At 68.8% G+C, this 13,570-nt stretch carries 16 protein-coding genes and 1 riboswitch; of the genes, 10 read left to right on the top strand and 6 right to left on the bottom strand.

Going from position 1 to position 13,570, the window contains the following annotated elements; translation table 11 throughout:
• Positions 1–77: 77 nt before the first annotated feature.
• Both PWF70_RS05710 and PWF70_RS05705 read left to right on the top strand, forming a co-directional pair.
• Positions 78–2,048, top strand: a complete 1,971-nt coding sequence (locus tag PWF70_RS05710; RefSeq protein ID WP_035753122.1) for an MFS transporter — start codon at positions 78–80, stop codon at positions 2,046–2,048.
• On the top strand, positions 2,045–2,578 hold the full coding sequence (locus PWF70_RS05705) for a DUF2771 family protein (RefSeq protein WP_006360648.1): 534 nt from the start codon (positions 2,045–2,047) through the stop codon (positions 2,576–2,578). Before PWF70_RS05710 ends, PWF70_RS05705 begins: the two co-directional genes overlap by 4 nt.
• 37 nt (positions 2,579–2,615) lie before the next feature.
• Here PWF70_RS05705 and PWF70_RS05700 read toward each other — a convergent pair whose 3' ends face one another.
• Positions 2,616–3,029, bottom strand: coding sequence for a cold-shock protein (locus PWF70_RS05700; protein WP_006360647.1), 414 nt, complete (start codon positions 3,027–3,029; stop codon positions 2,616–2,618).
• 241 nt (positions 3,030–3,270) lie between these two features.
• Between PWF70_RS05700 and PWF70_RS05695 the strand changes: the two genes are divergently transcribed.
• The 5 genes from PWF70_RS05695 (at position 3,271) to PWF70_RS05675 (ending at position 6,490) form a co-directional block, all read left to right on the top strand.
• Positions 3,271–3,480 (top strand): hypothetical protein, encoded by a 210-nt coding sequence (locus PWF70_RS05695; protein ID WP_006360646.1) that lies wholly within the window; start codon positions 3,271–3,273, stop codon positions 3,478–3,480.
• Between the two features lie 7 nt (positions 3,481–3,487).
• Positions 3,488–4,033, top strand: coding sequence for a flavin reductase family protein (locus PWF70_RS05690; RefSeq protein WP_035753382.1), 546 nt, complete (start codon positions 3,488–3,490; stop codon positions 4,031–4,033).
• Positions 4,034–4,046: 13 nt separating this feature from the next.
• Positions 4,047–5,135 (top strand): GTP 3',8-cyclase MoaA, encoded by a 1,089-nt coding sequence (gene moaA, locus PWF70_RS05685; RefSeq protein WP_035753126.1) that lies wholly within the window; start codon positions 4,047–4,049, stop codon positions 5,133–5,135.
• Positions 5,136–5,145: 10 nt separating this feature from the next.
• A complete protein-coding gene (locus PWF70_RS05680; protein ID WP_035753127.1) occupies positions 5,146–5,394 on the top strand; it encodes a MoaD/ThiS family protein in 249 nt (82 codons plus the stop codon).
• Between the two features lie 254 nt (positions 5,395–5,648).
• Positions 5,649–5,848: riboswitch (cyclic di-AMP (ydaO/yuaA leader) on the top strand.
• A gap of 6 nt (positions 5,849–5,854) precedes the next feature.
• Entirely contained in the window at positions 5,855–6,490 is a 636-nt protein-coding gene (locus PWF70_RS05675; RefSeq protein ID WP_006360642.1) for a transglycosylase family protein, read from the top strand.
• A gap of 111 nt (positions 6,491–6,601) precedes the next feature.
• Here the strand turns inward: PWF70_RS05675 and PWF70_RS05670 are convergent, their stop codons facing one another.
• The gene (locus PWF70_RS05670) at positions 6,602–7,453 is read right to left on the bottom strand and encodes a helix-turn-helix domain-containing protein (RefSeq protein WP_006360641.1); all 852 of its coding nucleotides are present in this window, start codon (positions 7,451–7,453) and stop codon (positions 6,602–6,604) included.
• Between the two features lie 53 nt (positions 7,454–7,506).
• Between PWF70_RS05670 and PWF70_RS05665 the strand changes: the two genes are divergently transcribed.
• Both PWF70_RS05665 and PWF70_RS05660 read left to right on the top strand, forming a co-directional pair.
• On the top strand, positions 7,507–8,334 hold the full coding sequence (locus PWF70_RS05665) for an SDR family NAD(P)-dependent oxidoreductase (RefSeq protein WP_196813034.1): 828 nt from the start codon (positions 7,507–7,509) through the stop codon (positions 8,332–8,334).
• A gap of 126 nt (positions 8,335–8,460) precedes the next feature.
• The gene (locus PWF70_RS05660) at positions 8,461–9,453 is read left to right on the top strand and encodes an IS481 family transposase (RefSeq protein ID WP_286352892.1); all 993 of its coding nucleotides are present in this window, start codon (positions 8,461–8,463) and stop codon (positions 9,451–9,453) included.
• Here the strand turns inward: PWF70_RS05660 and PWF70_RS05655 are convergent.
• The 4 genes from PWF70_RS05655 to PWF70_RS05640 are packed head-to-tail and all read right to left on the bottom strand — an operon-like array spanning position 9,450 to position 11,188.
• On the bottom strand, positions 9,450–9,881 hold the full coding sequence (locus tag PWF70_RS05655) for a molybdenum cofactor biosynthesis protein MoaE (RefSeq protein WP_035753129.1): 432 nt from the start codon (positions 9,879–9,881) through the stop codon (positions 9,450–9,452). The two genes, PWF70_RS05660 and PWF70_RS05655, sit on opposite strands and share 4 nt — an antisense overlap.
• Before the next feature lie 38 nt (positions 9,882–9,919).
• A complete protein-coding gene (locus tag PWF70_RS05650; protein WP_035753131.1) occupies positions 9,920–10,423 on the bottom strand; it encodes a MogA/MoaB family molybdenum cofactor biosynthesis protein in 504 nt (167 codons plus the stop codon).
• The gene (moaC, locus tag PWF70_RS05645) at positions 10,416–10,952 is read right to left on the bottom strand and encodes a cyclic pyranopterin monophosphate synthase MoaC (RefSeq protein ID WP_035753133.1); all 537 of its coding nucleotides are present in this window, start codon (positions 10,950–10,952) and stop codon (positions 10,416–10,418) included. The genes PWF70_RS05650 and moaC overlap by 8 nt, the downstream gene beginning before the upstream one ends.
• A gap of 5 nt (positions 10,953–10,957) precedes the next feature.
• Positions 10,958–11,188: a hypothetical protein gene (locus tag PWF70_RS05640; RefSeq protein WP_006360636.1), complete on the bottom strand. Its 231-nt coding sequence runs from the start codon at positions 11,186–11,188 to the stop codon at positions 10,958–10,960.
• A gap of 88 nt (positions 11,189–11,276) precedes the next feature.
• Here PWF70_RS05640 and PWF70_RS05635 point away from each other — a divergent pair, with 88 nt between their 5' ends.
• On the top strand, positions 11,277–13,475 hold the full coding sequence (locus PWF70_RS05635; RefSeq protein WP_155225084.1) for an RCC1 domain-containing protein: 2,199 nt from the start codon (positions 11,277–11,279) through the stop codon (positions 13,473–13,475).
• The last annotated feature ends 95 nt before the right edge of the window (positions 13,476–13,570 follow it).

The following is a 13,570-nucleotide window of genomic DNA, read 5'->3' as shown; positions in this document are numbered from 1 at the left end:
GTGCAATATCGCCGACGTGTGCCACACAACGACCCGCTTCAAGCGGCACCGGCACGAGATGAGGAACAATCGGGGGCGTGATCCCACGGAGTTCCCGACACGACGATGGGCGCGGGGCCCCCAGGGGTCCGGCGAGCCAGCATTCTCGACCGCCGACAGACGATCGCGGCCGTCGCGCCGCGCAGCACCCCGGGTCGGCCAACTACCCGGCCGACGAGACCCGCCAGATGCGCGGCCGCCGGCCCGCACCCGGCTGGGGACCGCCACCCGGACCGGGTCCCGGCCGCAATGCCTACCTGCCCCCGCCCACCCACAATCCGCATCTGCCGCCGCTCGACGAGCGAGGTCAGCCGCAGTACGACGAGTCGGCGACCCGGGCGATGCCCGCCGACCACGGGCCGCGAACGCCCAAGAAGCTGACCGTGATGCGCGTCGCCGCGATGCGCAGCCGCGAGCTGACGGGCAAGGGCATCGGCAAGATCCACCGGGCCGCGACCGCCGACGGCGCCGACCAGTCCGGCCTCACTGCGCTCACCCTGCCGGTGATCGCGAACTTCGCCGCCGACGCCGCGATGGCCGTCGCGCTGGCCAACACCCTGTTCTTCGCCGCCGCGTCGGGTGAATCCAAGACCAACGTCGCGCTGTATCTGGCGCTGACGATCGCGCCGTTCGCACTCATCGCTCCCCTGATCGGTCCGCTGCTCGACCGACTCCAGCGCGGGCGTCGTATCGCGATGGCCACGACCTTCGGTCTGCGCGTCATCCTGGCGCTGCTGATCATGTCGAACGTCCAGTGGAACGACGCCACCCAGCAACTCGAGTACGACCCGTGGGTGCTCTATCCCTGCGCGCTGGGCCTGCTGGTGCTGTCGAAATCTTTCGGCGTGCTCAAATCGGCGGTCACCCCACGTGTGGTGCCCCCGACCATCGACCTGCCGCGGGTGAACTCCCGCCTGACCACCTTCGGCCTGATCGGCGGCACGATCGTCGGCGGTGCGGTGGCCGCGCTGATCGAGATGCTGCTCGGCAAACTGCTGCCGCTGCATCTGCCGGGAGCCATGGTGTGGCTGGCGATCGTCGCCGCGGCCGGCGCCTACCTGTGCATGCGCATCCCGTCGTGGGTCGAGTCGACCGAGGGCGAGATCCCCACGACCCTGACCTATCACGGCGAACCGGCCCGCTCGGCGATGCCCGAACACGAGCCGACCAGCGCTCGCGAGGGTGCCAAGATGCTCGCCGCGAAGATGCGTCAGCCGCTGGGCCGCACGGTGGTGGCCGGTCTGTGGGGCAACGGCACCATCCGCATCCTGACCGGCTTCCTGACGCTGTTCGTGGCCTTCTACGCCAAGGCCCAGCAGGGCGACGCATCGGACTGGACGCAGCTGCTGCTGCTCGGCGCCGTCGGTGCCGCCGCCGGCGTCGGCAACATGATCGGCAACGGCGTCGGCACCCGGCTGGAGCTGAAGAACCCGCCGGGCATCATCGTCTGGGCCACCGTGGCCTGCTTCGTCGTCGCGGTCCTCGCGGCGATCTTCGGCAACATCCTCTTCGCGGCGGTCGCCGCGCTGGTCGCCTCGGGCGCCAGCGCGATCGGCAAGGTGTGCCTCGACTCGTCGATCCAGGACGACCTGCCCGACGAGTCACGCGCCTCGGCCTTCGGCCGTTCGGAGACGGTCCTGCAGTTGTCGTGGGTGTTCGGCGCCTCACTCGGGGTGCTGCTGCCCCCGACCCTGTGGATCGGCTTCACCGTCGTCGCCGTGCTGCTCGGGCTGGGCCTGCTCCAGACCGTGATGACGACCCGCGGCACATCGCTGGTGCCGGGTCTGGGCGGTCGACGCCCCGACCACGCCGCACCGACTGTCGCCTTCCGGGCCGCCGGTTCGGACGATGCCGCACGCCGGACCGGACCGGGGTCGGCACCGACCCGGGCGCATTCCCAGCGGCCGACGACCACGCGGATGCCGTCGACGGCACCGTTCCCGAACTCCGGTCACCGGCCACCCGGTGACCGCTCCACCCCCGACGAGACAGGACAACGCCGACCGTGATCAGCAGTGGTGAGAAGAAGGCACTTTCGATCATCGCGATCGTCGTGGTGGCGTTCGTCGCAGTCGTCGGCGTCTCGGTGTTCCTGCTGACCCGCAACTCCACGCACGACGACCGGCCGTACGTGCACATCGCCGTCGGCAAGAACCTCTACACCGTCGAACCGGTGCGGTGGTGCGACCTGATGCTCGACGAGTGCGACCCGCCGCTCGGCACGTCGCAGCGCGAGGCGCCCCGGGTTCCGGTGGCGGTCGGCGACACGGTGATGCTGTCGGTCTCCGGCGACATCGCGAAGGGACCCTGGAACCTCGCGGCCGTCTACTGGACGCCGAAGGGGCTCGTCGAAGACGAGCAGCCCCAGGCGTCGGGTGAGACGTACACGGTCACGCTGAAGACGGCACCCGAATTCGTCCTGCTGGGGGTCACCGTCTACCCGGCGTCGGCCCGGTTGACGCAGAACGACGAGATCATCCCGCGCGGAGTGCTGGCAGCACAGACCGCACCGGAGAATTTCCTGCAGTACCTCGGCTGACACCGCGGCGTCGAGGTCGGCGCTCGACGACCGGGGTTCAGCTCTCGAGTTCGCGGGCGACCGCGCGCACGACCTCGGAGATCCGCTGCGCGGTCTTGCGGTCGGGGTAGCGCCCCTTGCGCAGGTCCGGCTGCACCTTGCCCTCGAGCAGGGTGATCAGATCGGCGACCATGCCGTGCAGTTCATCGGGGGTGTGCCGCTTGGTGTCCTTGCGGGCGGCCTCGCGCACGTTCTTGGACACGCTCGGCGCGGGTTCGAGAACCTTGACGCTCAGTGCCTGCGGCCCGCGGCGACCGGCGGCCATGCCGAACTCCACCCGCTGCCCCGGCTTGAGGGCCTCCACCCCTTCGGGCAGGGCGGACGAACGGACGTAGACGTCCTCACCGCTCTCCTGAGCGAGGAAGCCGAAGCCCTTGTCCGCGTCGTACCACTTCACCTTGCCGGTCGGCACTGTGCTCACCCTCATCTGTACGTCGTAGATCTCTTGCGGATCTGCCTGTCACAACAAAAGACGCCGTCACCCATCACACGACCCACGGCGGAAAGTCCGTATGGGCCCAGACGGATGCAAGGCGCCTGCTGCGCCCCATGGTAGCCAACACCCCACCCCGCGGTCACACCATTACCTCAGCCCAACCCGTCACACCCTTGCGCGACGTCGCCCTCCCGGAGAGTGCACTACCGTAGACGGCATGCAGAAGACGACGTCCCCGCGGCTGCTGCAGGTGGCCATGGTGATCTTCGCGATCGGACTCATCGCCCTCGTGGCCTTGTTCGTGACCCCGCTGGTCACCGACGGCGACACGGCACCGACCTTCGTCTACCTGCTGACCATGTGCGCACCCCTGGGTTTTCTCCTCGGCCTGGTGTACGCACTCCGTGCCGGACGCCGAGCCAGGTGAGGACCCCGTGACAGCGACCATCGACACCACCCCAGACCTCGCCCCCGTCTCCGACGCCAAGGCTCTCCGGGCAGCGTTCAGCTGCTTCCCCAGCGGCGTCGTCGCGGTGTGTTGCCTACAGGGTGAGGGAGATTCGACCACGCTGATCGGAATGGCGGCGAGTTCTTTCACCACCGTCTCCCTCGACCCTCCGCTGGTGTCGGTGTGCGTTCAGAACACGTCGACGACGTGGCCGCAGATCCGTACCGCGCCGGCCATCGGGGTCAGCGTCTTCGCCGGCGACCAGACCGACGTCTGCAAACAGCTCGCCGGTCCGTCGGAGCGCCGTTTCGACGGCATCACACCGCTGCGCACCGACGCCGGGGCCGTCTTCGTCCCGAACGCCGCCGCCCATCTGTCGTGCACCATCCACAACGAGATCCAGGCCGGCGACCACACCGTCGTGCTGCTGGAGATCAGCACCCTGCGCGCCGATCCCGGCGTCGAGCCGCTTGTGTTCCACGCCAGCACCTTCCGTGCTCTCGAGGCCCGTAAAGACCCGAACGCCACGTGATCTGCAGGACAGCATGAGCACGGTCGGCCTCGGGATCCCCACGCCACGGTCGATGACGGCCGCGGCACCATCGGACGTGCCCACGCAGGGACCCCTGCGCGACACGTTCGGGCGGGTCGCGAAGGACCTGCGGGTCTCGGTGACCGACCGATGCAATCTGCGCTGTACCTACTGCATGCCGGCCGAGGGACTCGACTGGATGCCCAACGACGCGGTGCTGAGCGCCGACGAACTGATCCGTGTGCTGACGGTCGCGGTCCGGGATCTGGGGATAGAACGCATCCGCTTCACCGGCGGGGAGCCCCTGCTGCGCCGCGACCTCGAGCAGGTCATCGGCGCCGTCGCCGCCCTGCCCCGGCGACCCGAGATCGCGATCACCACCAACGGTCTGGGTCTCACGCGGCGGATCGACGGTCTCGTCGCCGCCGGGCTCAGCCGCATCAACATCTCCCTCGACACCGTCGACCGGGAACGGTTCGCCCAGATCACCCGGCGCGATCGGCTCGACGACGTGTTGGCCGGTCTCGCCGCCGCCAAACGCGCGGGTCTCGACCCCGTCAAGGTCAACGCCGTGCTCCCCGACCGCGCCGACCTCGACGCCATCCCCGACCTGCTCGCCTACTGCCTGGAACAGGGCTACGAACTCCGCATCATCGAACAGATGCCCCTCGACGCCGACCACGCCTGGCAACGGGCCCGGATGGTGACCGCCGACGAGATCCTGGCGACGCTTCGCACACGGTTCGATCTGCTGCCCGATCCGGCACCGCGCGGCAGCGCCCCGGCGGCCACCTGGATCGTCGACGGCCATCGGACGTCACGGGGCCCGGCCAAGGTCGGGGTGATCGCCTCGGTCACCCGCCCGTTCTGCGGCGACTGCGACCGCACCCGGCTCACCGCCGACGGGTCGCTGCGCAACTGCCTGTTCGCGTCGTCGGAGACCGATCTGCGCGCTGTGCTGCGCACGCTGCCCGACGACGAGGTCGACGCCGCCATCGCGGCGCTGTGGCGCACCGACATGTGGCAGAAGGCTCCCGGACACGAGGTGAACGCGGCCGGCTTCGTGCAGCCGACGCGGCCCATGTCCGCCATCGGCGGATAGGCTCGCCCCGATGAACCTCACCGTCCGCTTCTTCGCCGCTGCTCGCGCCGCCGCCGGCACCGAGTCGCGCGTCGTCGACATCGAGCCCGCGGCCACCCTCGGAGACCTCGAGTCGACGCTGTCCGCCGGCAACCCCGAATTGGCGACGGTCCTCGAGCGGTGTTCCTACCTCCGCGACGAAACGGCCTTCACTGACCGTTCACTACAGCTCGGCATCTGCTCGACACTCGACGTCCTCCCCCCGTTCGCCGGTGGTTGACACCACAGCCGCCCTGTGACCTTTCTCACATAACGGAGCGGTAACGAGATGGCCACGGGACCGCATCCGGCGCGATGAACTGCGAGGACGCCGAAAGTTGGTCGGGAGACCAGGTTCTGGAGAAAAAATAAGTTGTGGACAAGCAGGTGAATCGGCCGATCGAAGGACGTACTGTACGAAGCGACCTTCTCGAAGGTCACGGTAAGGAAACAGAACATACGTCCCGCCGGCCGCGCCGAGCCTCGCTCCGCCGGTGGGAACGACCGCACGAAATCTAGGAGCGAGGACGGGGGACCCAACCTCATCCCCTGAGACCGGGCACCACACACGGTGTCCTCGGGGTTAAGTCCCAGGCGCAGAACCGTGGTTAACAAATCATGGTGACGCACTGGGGCCGAGCAGCCTCTCGCTCGAACCCGACAGCTGACTTCGTAGGCGCGTGGAGAGAGGAATTCGATCTATGTCCGGACGTCACCGCAAGCAGACGACCAACTCGACCACCAAGACCATCACCAAGGTCGCCCTCACCGGCGCCGTCCTCGGTGGCGGAGCCGCACTCCTGGGCACCGGTACCGCGAATGCCGCGACCGACGCCGAGTGGAACCAGGTCGCCCAGTGCGAGTCCGGCGGTAACTGGGCCATCAACACCGGCAACGGCTACCACGGCGGCCTGCAGTTCTCGCCGAGCACCTGGAGCGGCCACGGCGGCGGCGAGTTCGCCCCGACCGCCGAGCAGGCCACCCGCGAGGAGCAGATCGTCGTCGCCGAGCGCGTGCTCGCCTCGCAGGGCAAGGGCGCATGGCCCACCTGTGGCGTCGGCCTGTCGGGCCACACCCCGCGCACCGCGCCGAGCGATGTCCCGGCCCCGATCGTCAAGAAGCTCCAGGACGGCAACGGCAGCTTCAGCCTCGTCAAGGCCCCTGAGGCCAGGACCACCGACGACGTCGCCAAGCAGGTCACCTCGGTTCTCACCGATGCCGGTGTGAGCCCCGAGGTCGAGAACCTCTGGAACGCGGCCAAGAACAGCGGTGTCTCGCTGAGCCCCGATCAGATCAAGATGTTCAACGACAACAAGCACCTGCTGCCCAACCCCTGACGAGTAGCAACCCTTACCTGTAGCAGCTCGGACACAATCCGCAGCGCACAGAGGGACCCAGACGAAGGGCCCCGCACGATGACTGATCCGTGCGGGGCCCTTTTCCAATTCTCAGCTGGTTTCCGACAACCCCGCAGCGTCGGAACCGAGAACCTGCAGCAGGGCGAGCGCCTCGGCGTCCGCCGAACCCGCCGGCGCACTGTAGAGAACCAGATGCTGATCCCGCTCGGCGAGCTCCAGCGAATCGCAGTCGACCGTGATCTTTCCGACGACGGGATGCTGCAGACTCTTCCGGAGCGTCGGTGCAGCTGCGACGTCGTGCTGATCCCACAGCCGGGCGAACTGTGCGCTGCCTTCCCGGAGATCCTCGATGAGACCGGCGACCGTCGGGTCGGAGGGATAGCGGGTCGCCGCGAGCCGCAACCTGGCGACGACGTGGTGACGGAACTCCGCGCCGTCGGAGATCCCGTACAGCGGCGCGGCGTCGTCGGTGAGGAACGCCCGACGCGCGAGATTGCGTTCGGCCGGGCCGAGTTCGCCGAAGTCCTCCAGAAGCGCAGCCGCCAGATCGTTCCACGCGAGAACCTCGAAGATCGCCGACATCACGAACCCCGCGGTCTGCGGCATGCGGCCCAACAGGGCGACGATGCTCGGACGCACGTCCCGCCGATGAAGGGCGGTGCGGAGTGGGGCTGTCCCGGCGAGCATGTGCAGGTGATCGGACTCCTCATCGGTGAGCAGCAGCGCACCGGCGATGCCGACGAGCACCTCCGCCGACGGGCGGGGTGCGCGACCCTGCTCGAGGCGTACGTAGTACTCGGTCGAGATGTGTGCGAGCACTGCGACCTCTTCCCGCCTCAGCCCGGGAGTCCGACGCCGGGTACCGGCCGGCAGACCGACGTCCTCCGGCTGCAAACGCTCGCGTCGACTCCGCAGGAAGGAGGCGAGCCCGTGTTTGTCCATACCTCGAGTGTGCGTCCGGTCGGCCGGCGGAGAGTAGTACAGCCTGTGCCTGAATGAGCTCGTCTGTCGCGGCCACGCTGAACGGCATGACACACAACCCCGACATCCGGTCCACCCCGTCCATCGGCCTGCTCCGCGGCAAGGTCGTCTTCATCAGTGGCGCCAGCCGCGGAATCGGCGCCGCCGCAGCTCATCTGTTCGCCCACGAGGGCGCCTCGGTCGTCCTCGGTGCGCGCGGCCTCGATGCCCTCGAGCAGATCGTCGACGACATCCGGTCGACCGGCGGCACCGCCGACGCGGTGGCCCTCGACCTGGCCGACGACGCGAGTGTCCACGCCGCGATCGACCGTGTCGAGGAGCTGCACGGCCGCCTCGACGGCGCGTTCAACAACGGTGCCGTCGTCCAGGAGGTACCCGGTCAGCTGCAGGACACCACGGCAACCGACATCGACCGGCAGTTCGCGGTGAACTTCCGCGCGCACTGGATCGCGATGAACGCCGAAGCGGCGCTGATGCGGCGCAGTCGCGGCGGCGCGATCGTGAACACCTCGAGCATCGGGTCACGACGCGCCAACCCCGACCTGCCCGCCTACGGCGCGATGAAGCGCGCGCTGAACAGCATCACCGAGACCGCGGCCGTGAGCTGGGCCCGCGACGGCATCCGCGTCAACGGGCTCACGCCCGGGGGCACCGCCACCGAGATGATCGACGAGTGGGAGGCGGCCAGCCCGGGCGTCACCCGCTGGATCAGCGACTCCACCCCGCTCGGCCGGATGGCCGAACCGCGGGAGATCGCCGAGGTCGCCGCGTTCCTGCTCAGCGACCGCGCCTCCTTCGTCACCGGCGCGATCGTGCCCGTCGACGGTGGCGCCGGGGCCTAGGTGTACTGCCCAGGCAGGTTGGTTGAGGGATTGCGACGACACGCGGTAGTGGGTCGTTGAACAGCGAAGGTCTCCCGTCGTGAAGTGGAGCTGCTACGACACACACTTCACAACCGGGAGACCTTCGTGGTTCACGCTAACGCACCTTTGACCCCCAAGGGCCGACTACTGCTGGCCCTTCGCATCGTCGATGACGGCTGGCCCATCGTCAGGGCAGCCGAACACTTCAACGTTTCGTGGCCGACCGCCAAACGCTGGGCCACTCGCTATGTCGAGATGGGCCCAGAGGGCATGTACGACCGCTCGAGTCGTCCTCATCGCAGTCCGAACCGCACCCCCGAGCCGATCAAACGCAAGATCGTGGCCCTGCGGTGGCGTCAGCGCCTCTCACCCCAGGCGATCGGCTCCCGACTGTCGATGCCGGCCTCGACCGTGCACGCGGTGCTGGTCCGATGCCGGCTCAACCGGCTCTCCCACATCGACATCCGCACTGGGGAAGTGATCCGCCGCTACGAGCACCCTCATCCGGGCTCGATGATCCACGTCGACGTCAAGAAACTCGGCAACATCCCCGTCGGTGGCGGCTGGCGGTTCGTCGGACGCGCCAAAGGACGCAAGAATCGGCAGGCCACGCCGGGAACCCGCCGGAGCAAGCACCACAACGAACTACTCGGACATGCCTTCGTGCACACCGTCATCGACGATCACTCTCGCGTCGCCTATGCCGAGATCCATGACGACGAAACCGCTGTCACCGCAGCCGGAGTCCTTCAGCGAGCCGTGGGCTGGTTCGCGGCCCGCGGCGTCACTGTCGAACGAGTCTTGTCCGACAACGGTGGCTGCTACCGCTCAGCGTTGTGGAAGCGCACCTGCACCGAGCTCGGAGTCACGGCGAAGTACACACGCCCCTACCGGCCGCAAACCAACGGCAAGATCGAACGGTTCCACCGGACCATGGCCGCCGAATGGGCTTTCGCCCGGCACTACCGGTCCGAACAAGCCCGACGCGCAGCGTTGCCAGGATGGTTGCACACCTACAATCACCACCGGCAACACTCCGCCATCGGCCGGAACGTTCCCTTCAGCCGCTTGACCAACGTCCCTGGGCAGTACACCTAGGCCGAGTTGATCCACTCCTCGGTGCCGTCGTCGTAGTACTGGTGCTTCCACACCGGGATACGCGCCTTGACCTCGTCGACGAGCCGGGCACACGTCTCGAACGCGGCGCGGCGATGGTCGGCGGCCACGGCCACCACGAAGGCGACGTCGCCGATCTCGAGTTCGCCGACGCGGTGCGAGACGGCGACCGCGCGGACACCCTCGACCGCCGACACCTCTTCGACGACCTCGGCGAGCACCTTCGGCGCCGTCGGATGGGCGGAATAGTCCAGTTCGGCGACGGTCCGGCCGCCGTCGTGATCGCGGACCGCCCCGACGAAGCCGACGATCGCGCCGGCCTTACCGTCCGAGGCGTCGGCGACCATCGCCTCGTGATCGGCGAGCCCGATCGGGGTGTCCGACACCGCGGTGTGTACAACCACTGCCATTTCGAGAGTCCTGTCCTGTCGCGGCGATCGGGGGACGATCAGTGATCCCCGCCGCGGATCTGGTCGAGAGCATGGTGCACGACGCCGGTGAGCACGGTCAGGCCGTCCCGCACACCGCCGGTCGAGCCCGGCAGGTTCACCACCAGTGTGGTCCCGGCGATGCCGGCGAGGCCGCGGGAGAGCACGGCCGTCGGCACCTTCGGCAATCCCGCTGCGCGGATGGCGTCGGCGAGGCCGGGGATCTCGACGTCGAGCAGCGGCCGTGTCTCCTCGGGGGTGCGGTCGGTGGGTGACAGACCTGTTCCGCCGGTGGTGAGCACGAGGTCGACGCCGGCGTAGACCGCGGCGCGGATCGCGGCGCCCACCGGTGGACCGTCGGCCACCACATCGCGTTCGGCGACGCGGAAACCCTGCTCGGCGAGCCAGTCCTCGATGATCGGGCCGGTGCGGTCGGGATAGACCCCGGTGCTCGCCCGCGTCGAGGCCACGACGATCTGCGCGACGCGTTGCCGCGCGGGGTCGGGCGAGGGGTTCTCAGCCATCGGCCGGGTCGTCCCGCAGCCAATCGCCGGATTTGCCGCCGGTCTTCTCGAGCAGACGGATGCCGTCCATGTGTGCACGCTTGTCCACGGCCTTGACCATGTCGTGCAGCGTCAGCCCGGCGACGGCGACCGCGGTCAGTGCCTCCATCTCGACGCCCGTCTGGCCGGAGGTGGCTACGGTCGCGGTCACGTCGATGGAGTCGGTGCCGATGGTGAAGTCGACCTCCACCGACGACAACGCCAGCTGATGGCACAGCGGGATCAACTCATCGGTGCGCTTGGCCGCCATGATCCCGGCGATGCGGGCGGTCGCCAGCACATCGCCTTTGGGCAGCTTCGACTCACTGAGGAGACCGATCACCTCGGTCGTGGTGTGAAAGGTGCCGCCGGCGATCGCGCGACGCTTCGTCGGCGCCTTGTGCCCGACGTCGACCATGCGCGCCGTGCCGCTGCTGTCGATGTGCGACAGGCGGCCGGCACCTTGCCTCGGAGATACCGACCCGCCGCTGTTGGTTCCGGTGGTCGGCATCGGCGTCAGCGGTTGACGACCGTCTTCGACTGCACGAACGGCAGGTCGTCGACCGGGAGCGGGAACTGGGTGTCACCGAACGGGGACAGCGCACCCGAGATGTGCGTCGCGAGCTCGGAGACCGCGTGGTCGGGATGGTTGCCGTCCTCGTCCTTCGGCCAGCCGTTGTCGACGTAGTGCTTCTTGTCGGCTTTGTCACCACTGTTGTTTGCCACGGGAGCATTGTGCCACGCCATTCGAATGAAAGAAGTGCGGTGTCCGGGCATGGCGGCCGGACCGGGGCTATCGTCGTCGCATCACAGGTCACGCCACCAGGAGGCGCTGATGGCCCACCACCCGGAAGAGGTCGCCGGCTACCGCGTGATCAGCCGCCTGGGCACGGGCGGCATGGGCACGGTCTACCTGGTGGAGAACCGGCCACTCCGACGCCGCGAGGCACTGAAGGTCATCTCGGTCGCCGAGACCGTCGACGAGGATTTCGTCCGCCGGTTCAGCCGGGAGGCACAGACCGCGGCATCCCTCGACCACCCGAACATCGTCACGATTTATCACTACGGCGTCACCGACGACGACCCGTGGTTCACCATGGCCTACCTCGACGGACGCGACCTGCGGAGCAGCTCGTTCCGGCCGGACGAGATCCTGACGATCGTCGACCGCGTCGCCGACGCCCTCGACTACGCGCACGCCCACGGCGTCGTGCACCGCGACATCAAGCCGGGCAACATCCTCGTCACCCGGCGGGCGATGGACGACGCTCTCGACCGGGTCGTGGTCCTCGACTTCGGGATCGCGAAACTGGCCACCGCCACCACGCTCACCGCACCGTCGTCGTTCGTGGGCACGCTGGTCTACGCCGCGCCGGAGATCCTCGACGGCAAACCGGCCGGTCCGGCGTCAGATCAGTACGCGCTCGCCTGCACCGCCTACGAGCTGTTGTCCGGCACGACGCCGTTCGAGGCCGACACCCAGACCCGGCACATCGTCGCGAAGCTGACGTCACCGCCGGAGCGGATCAGCCGGTACCGGCCCGACCTCGCCGCACTCGATCCCGTCTTCGACCGCGCCCTGGCCCGCGGGCCGCTGGACCGCTACCCCACGTGCACCGACTTCGCCGTGGAACTGCGGCGGGCACTCACCGCGGCCGGCGTCGGCACCGCGGCGACGCAGATCGTCCCACCGCCCTCCGGTACGGAGACCCTGCCACCGGAGACCCAGCAGCGGCGGCCGTATCCCGGTCCGCCGCCGCCTCTGTACGCGCAGGGCCCGCCGCCGGATACCCATCACCTCTCCGCACCGGGCTTCACTCCCCCGCTGCCCGCCCACTCCGCACCCACCCGGGCCGCGACGCCGGGCCGCCGACGCCGCCTGCCGTTGCTCGCCGGCGCGATCGGCGTGGTCGCGCTGCTGGCGGTGGTCGCGGCCGTCGTCCTGCTCACCCGCGGCGACGACAAAGGCGGCGACGGTGGTTCGAGCCCGCAGGCAGCCGCAACCGAGGAGATGCGACTCAGTGCCGGTCTCGGTGCCTCCTGTTCGATCCGGGACGGCACCGCCTGGTGCTGGGGTGACAACCAGGCCGGACAACTCGGCGACGGCACCACGACAAACCGCTGGACACCCACCCGCGTCGCCGACCTCACCGGCGTCACCTCGATCACCACCGGCGGCCCCAACACCTGCGCCATCGCCGAGAGCGTCGCCTACTGCTGGGGCAACAACGACTACGGACAGATCGGCGACGGCACGACGACCAGCCGCTGGAAGCCGGCCCGGGTGGCCGACCTCGCCGACGTCACCGCGATCTCCACCGCGAACTGGGCCACGTGCGCCATCGCGGCCGGAACCGCCTACTGTTGGGGCACAAACGATTTCGATCAGCTGGGCGATGGATCGACGGCCAACCAGTACCGTCCGGTGCGCGTCGCCGGGCTGGCGGACGTGACCTCGATCAGCGTCGGCGTCAACTTCGCGTGTGCGGTCGCCGGCGGCGACGCGTACTGCTGGGGACTCAACGACAACGGGCAGGTCGGTGACGGCACCACCTACAACCAGTCCAAGCCCACCCGCGTGGCCGACCTCGACGCCGCGACCTCGGTGTCGGCGGGCGATCAGGCTGCCTGCGCCGTCGCCGGCGGCAGCGCGTATTGCTGGGGCAACAACGCTTTCGGGCAACTCGGTGACGGCACCAAGGACTCCCGCACCTCCGCGACGCTCGTGTCCGGCGTCGACGACGTGACCGCGATCAGCACCGGAACCGGGCACACCACCTGCGCGATCGCCGGCGGCGTCGGCTGGTGCTGGGGCGCCAACGCCTGGGGGTCGGTCGGAGACGGCACCCTGGAGGACCGCCCGAATCCCACGCGGCTCAACGGGTTGTCCGATGTCACCGCGATCTCGACGGGCGAACGGACGACGTGCGCACTCGCGTCGTCGAACGTCTGGTGCTGGGGCTTCAACGCGACCGGTCAGCTCGGCATCGGCACCACCGACGACAAGCTCACACCCACGCAGATCGGGTACTAGACATGGCCGTCATCGGATCGGCAGTCATCCGGTTGAAGGGTGCCCCGCACCAACGCCGCTTGGGTATCGTCCCAGCGTACGTCCGCCAGGAGTCC

This window comes from Gordonia sp. Swx-4, from assembly GCF_030316175.1.
Lineage (GTDB): Bacteria > Actinomycetota > Actinomycetes > Mycobacteriales > Mycobacteriaceae > Gordonia > Gordonia alkanivorans.
This window is presented reverse-complemented; position numbering and strand designations above follow the sequence as displayed.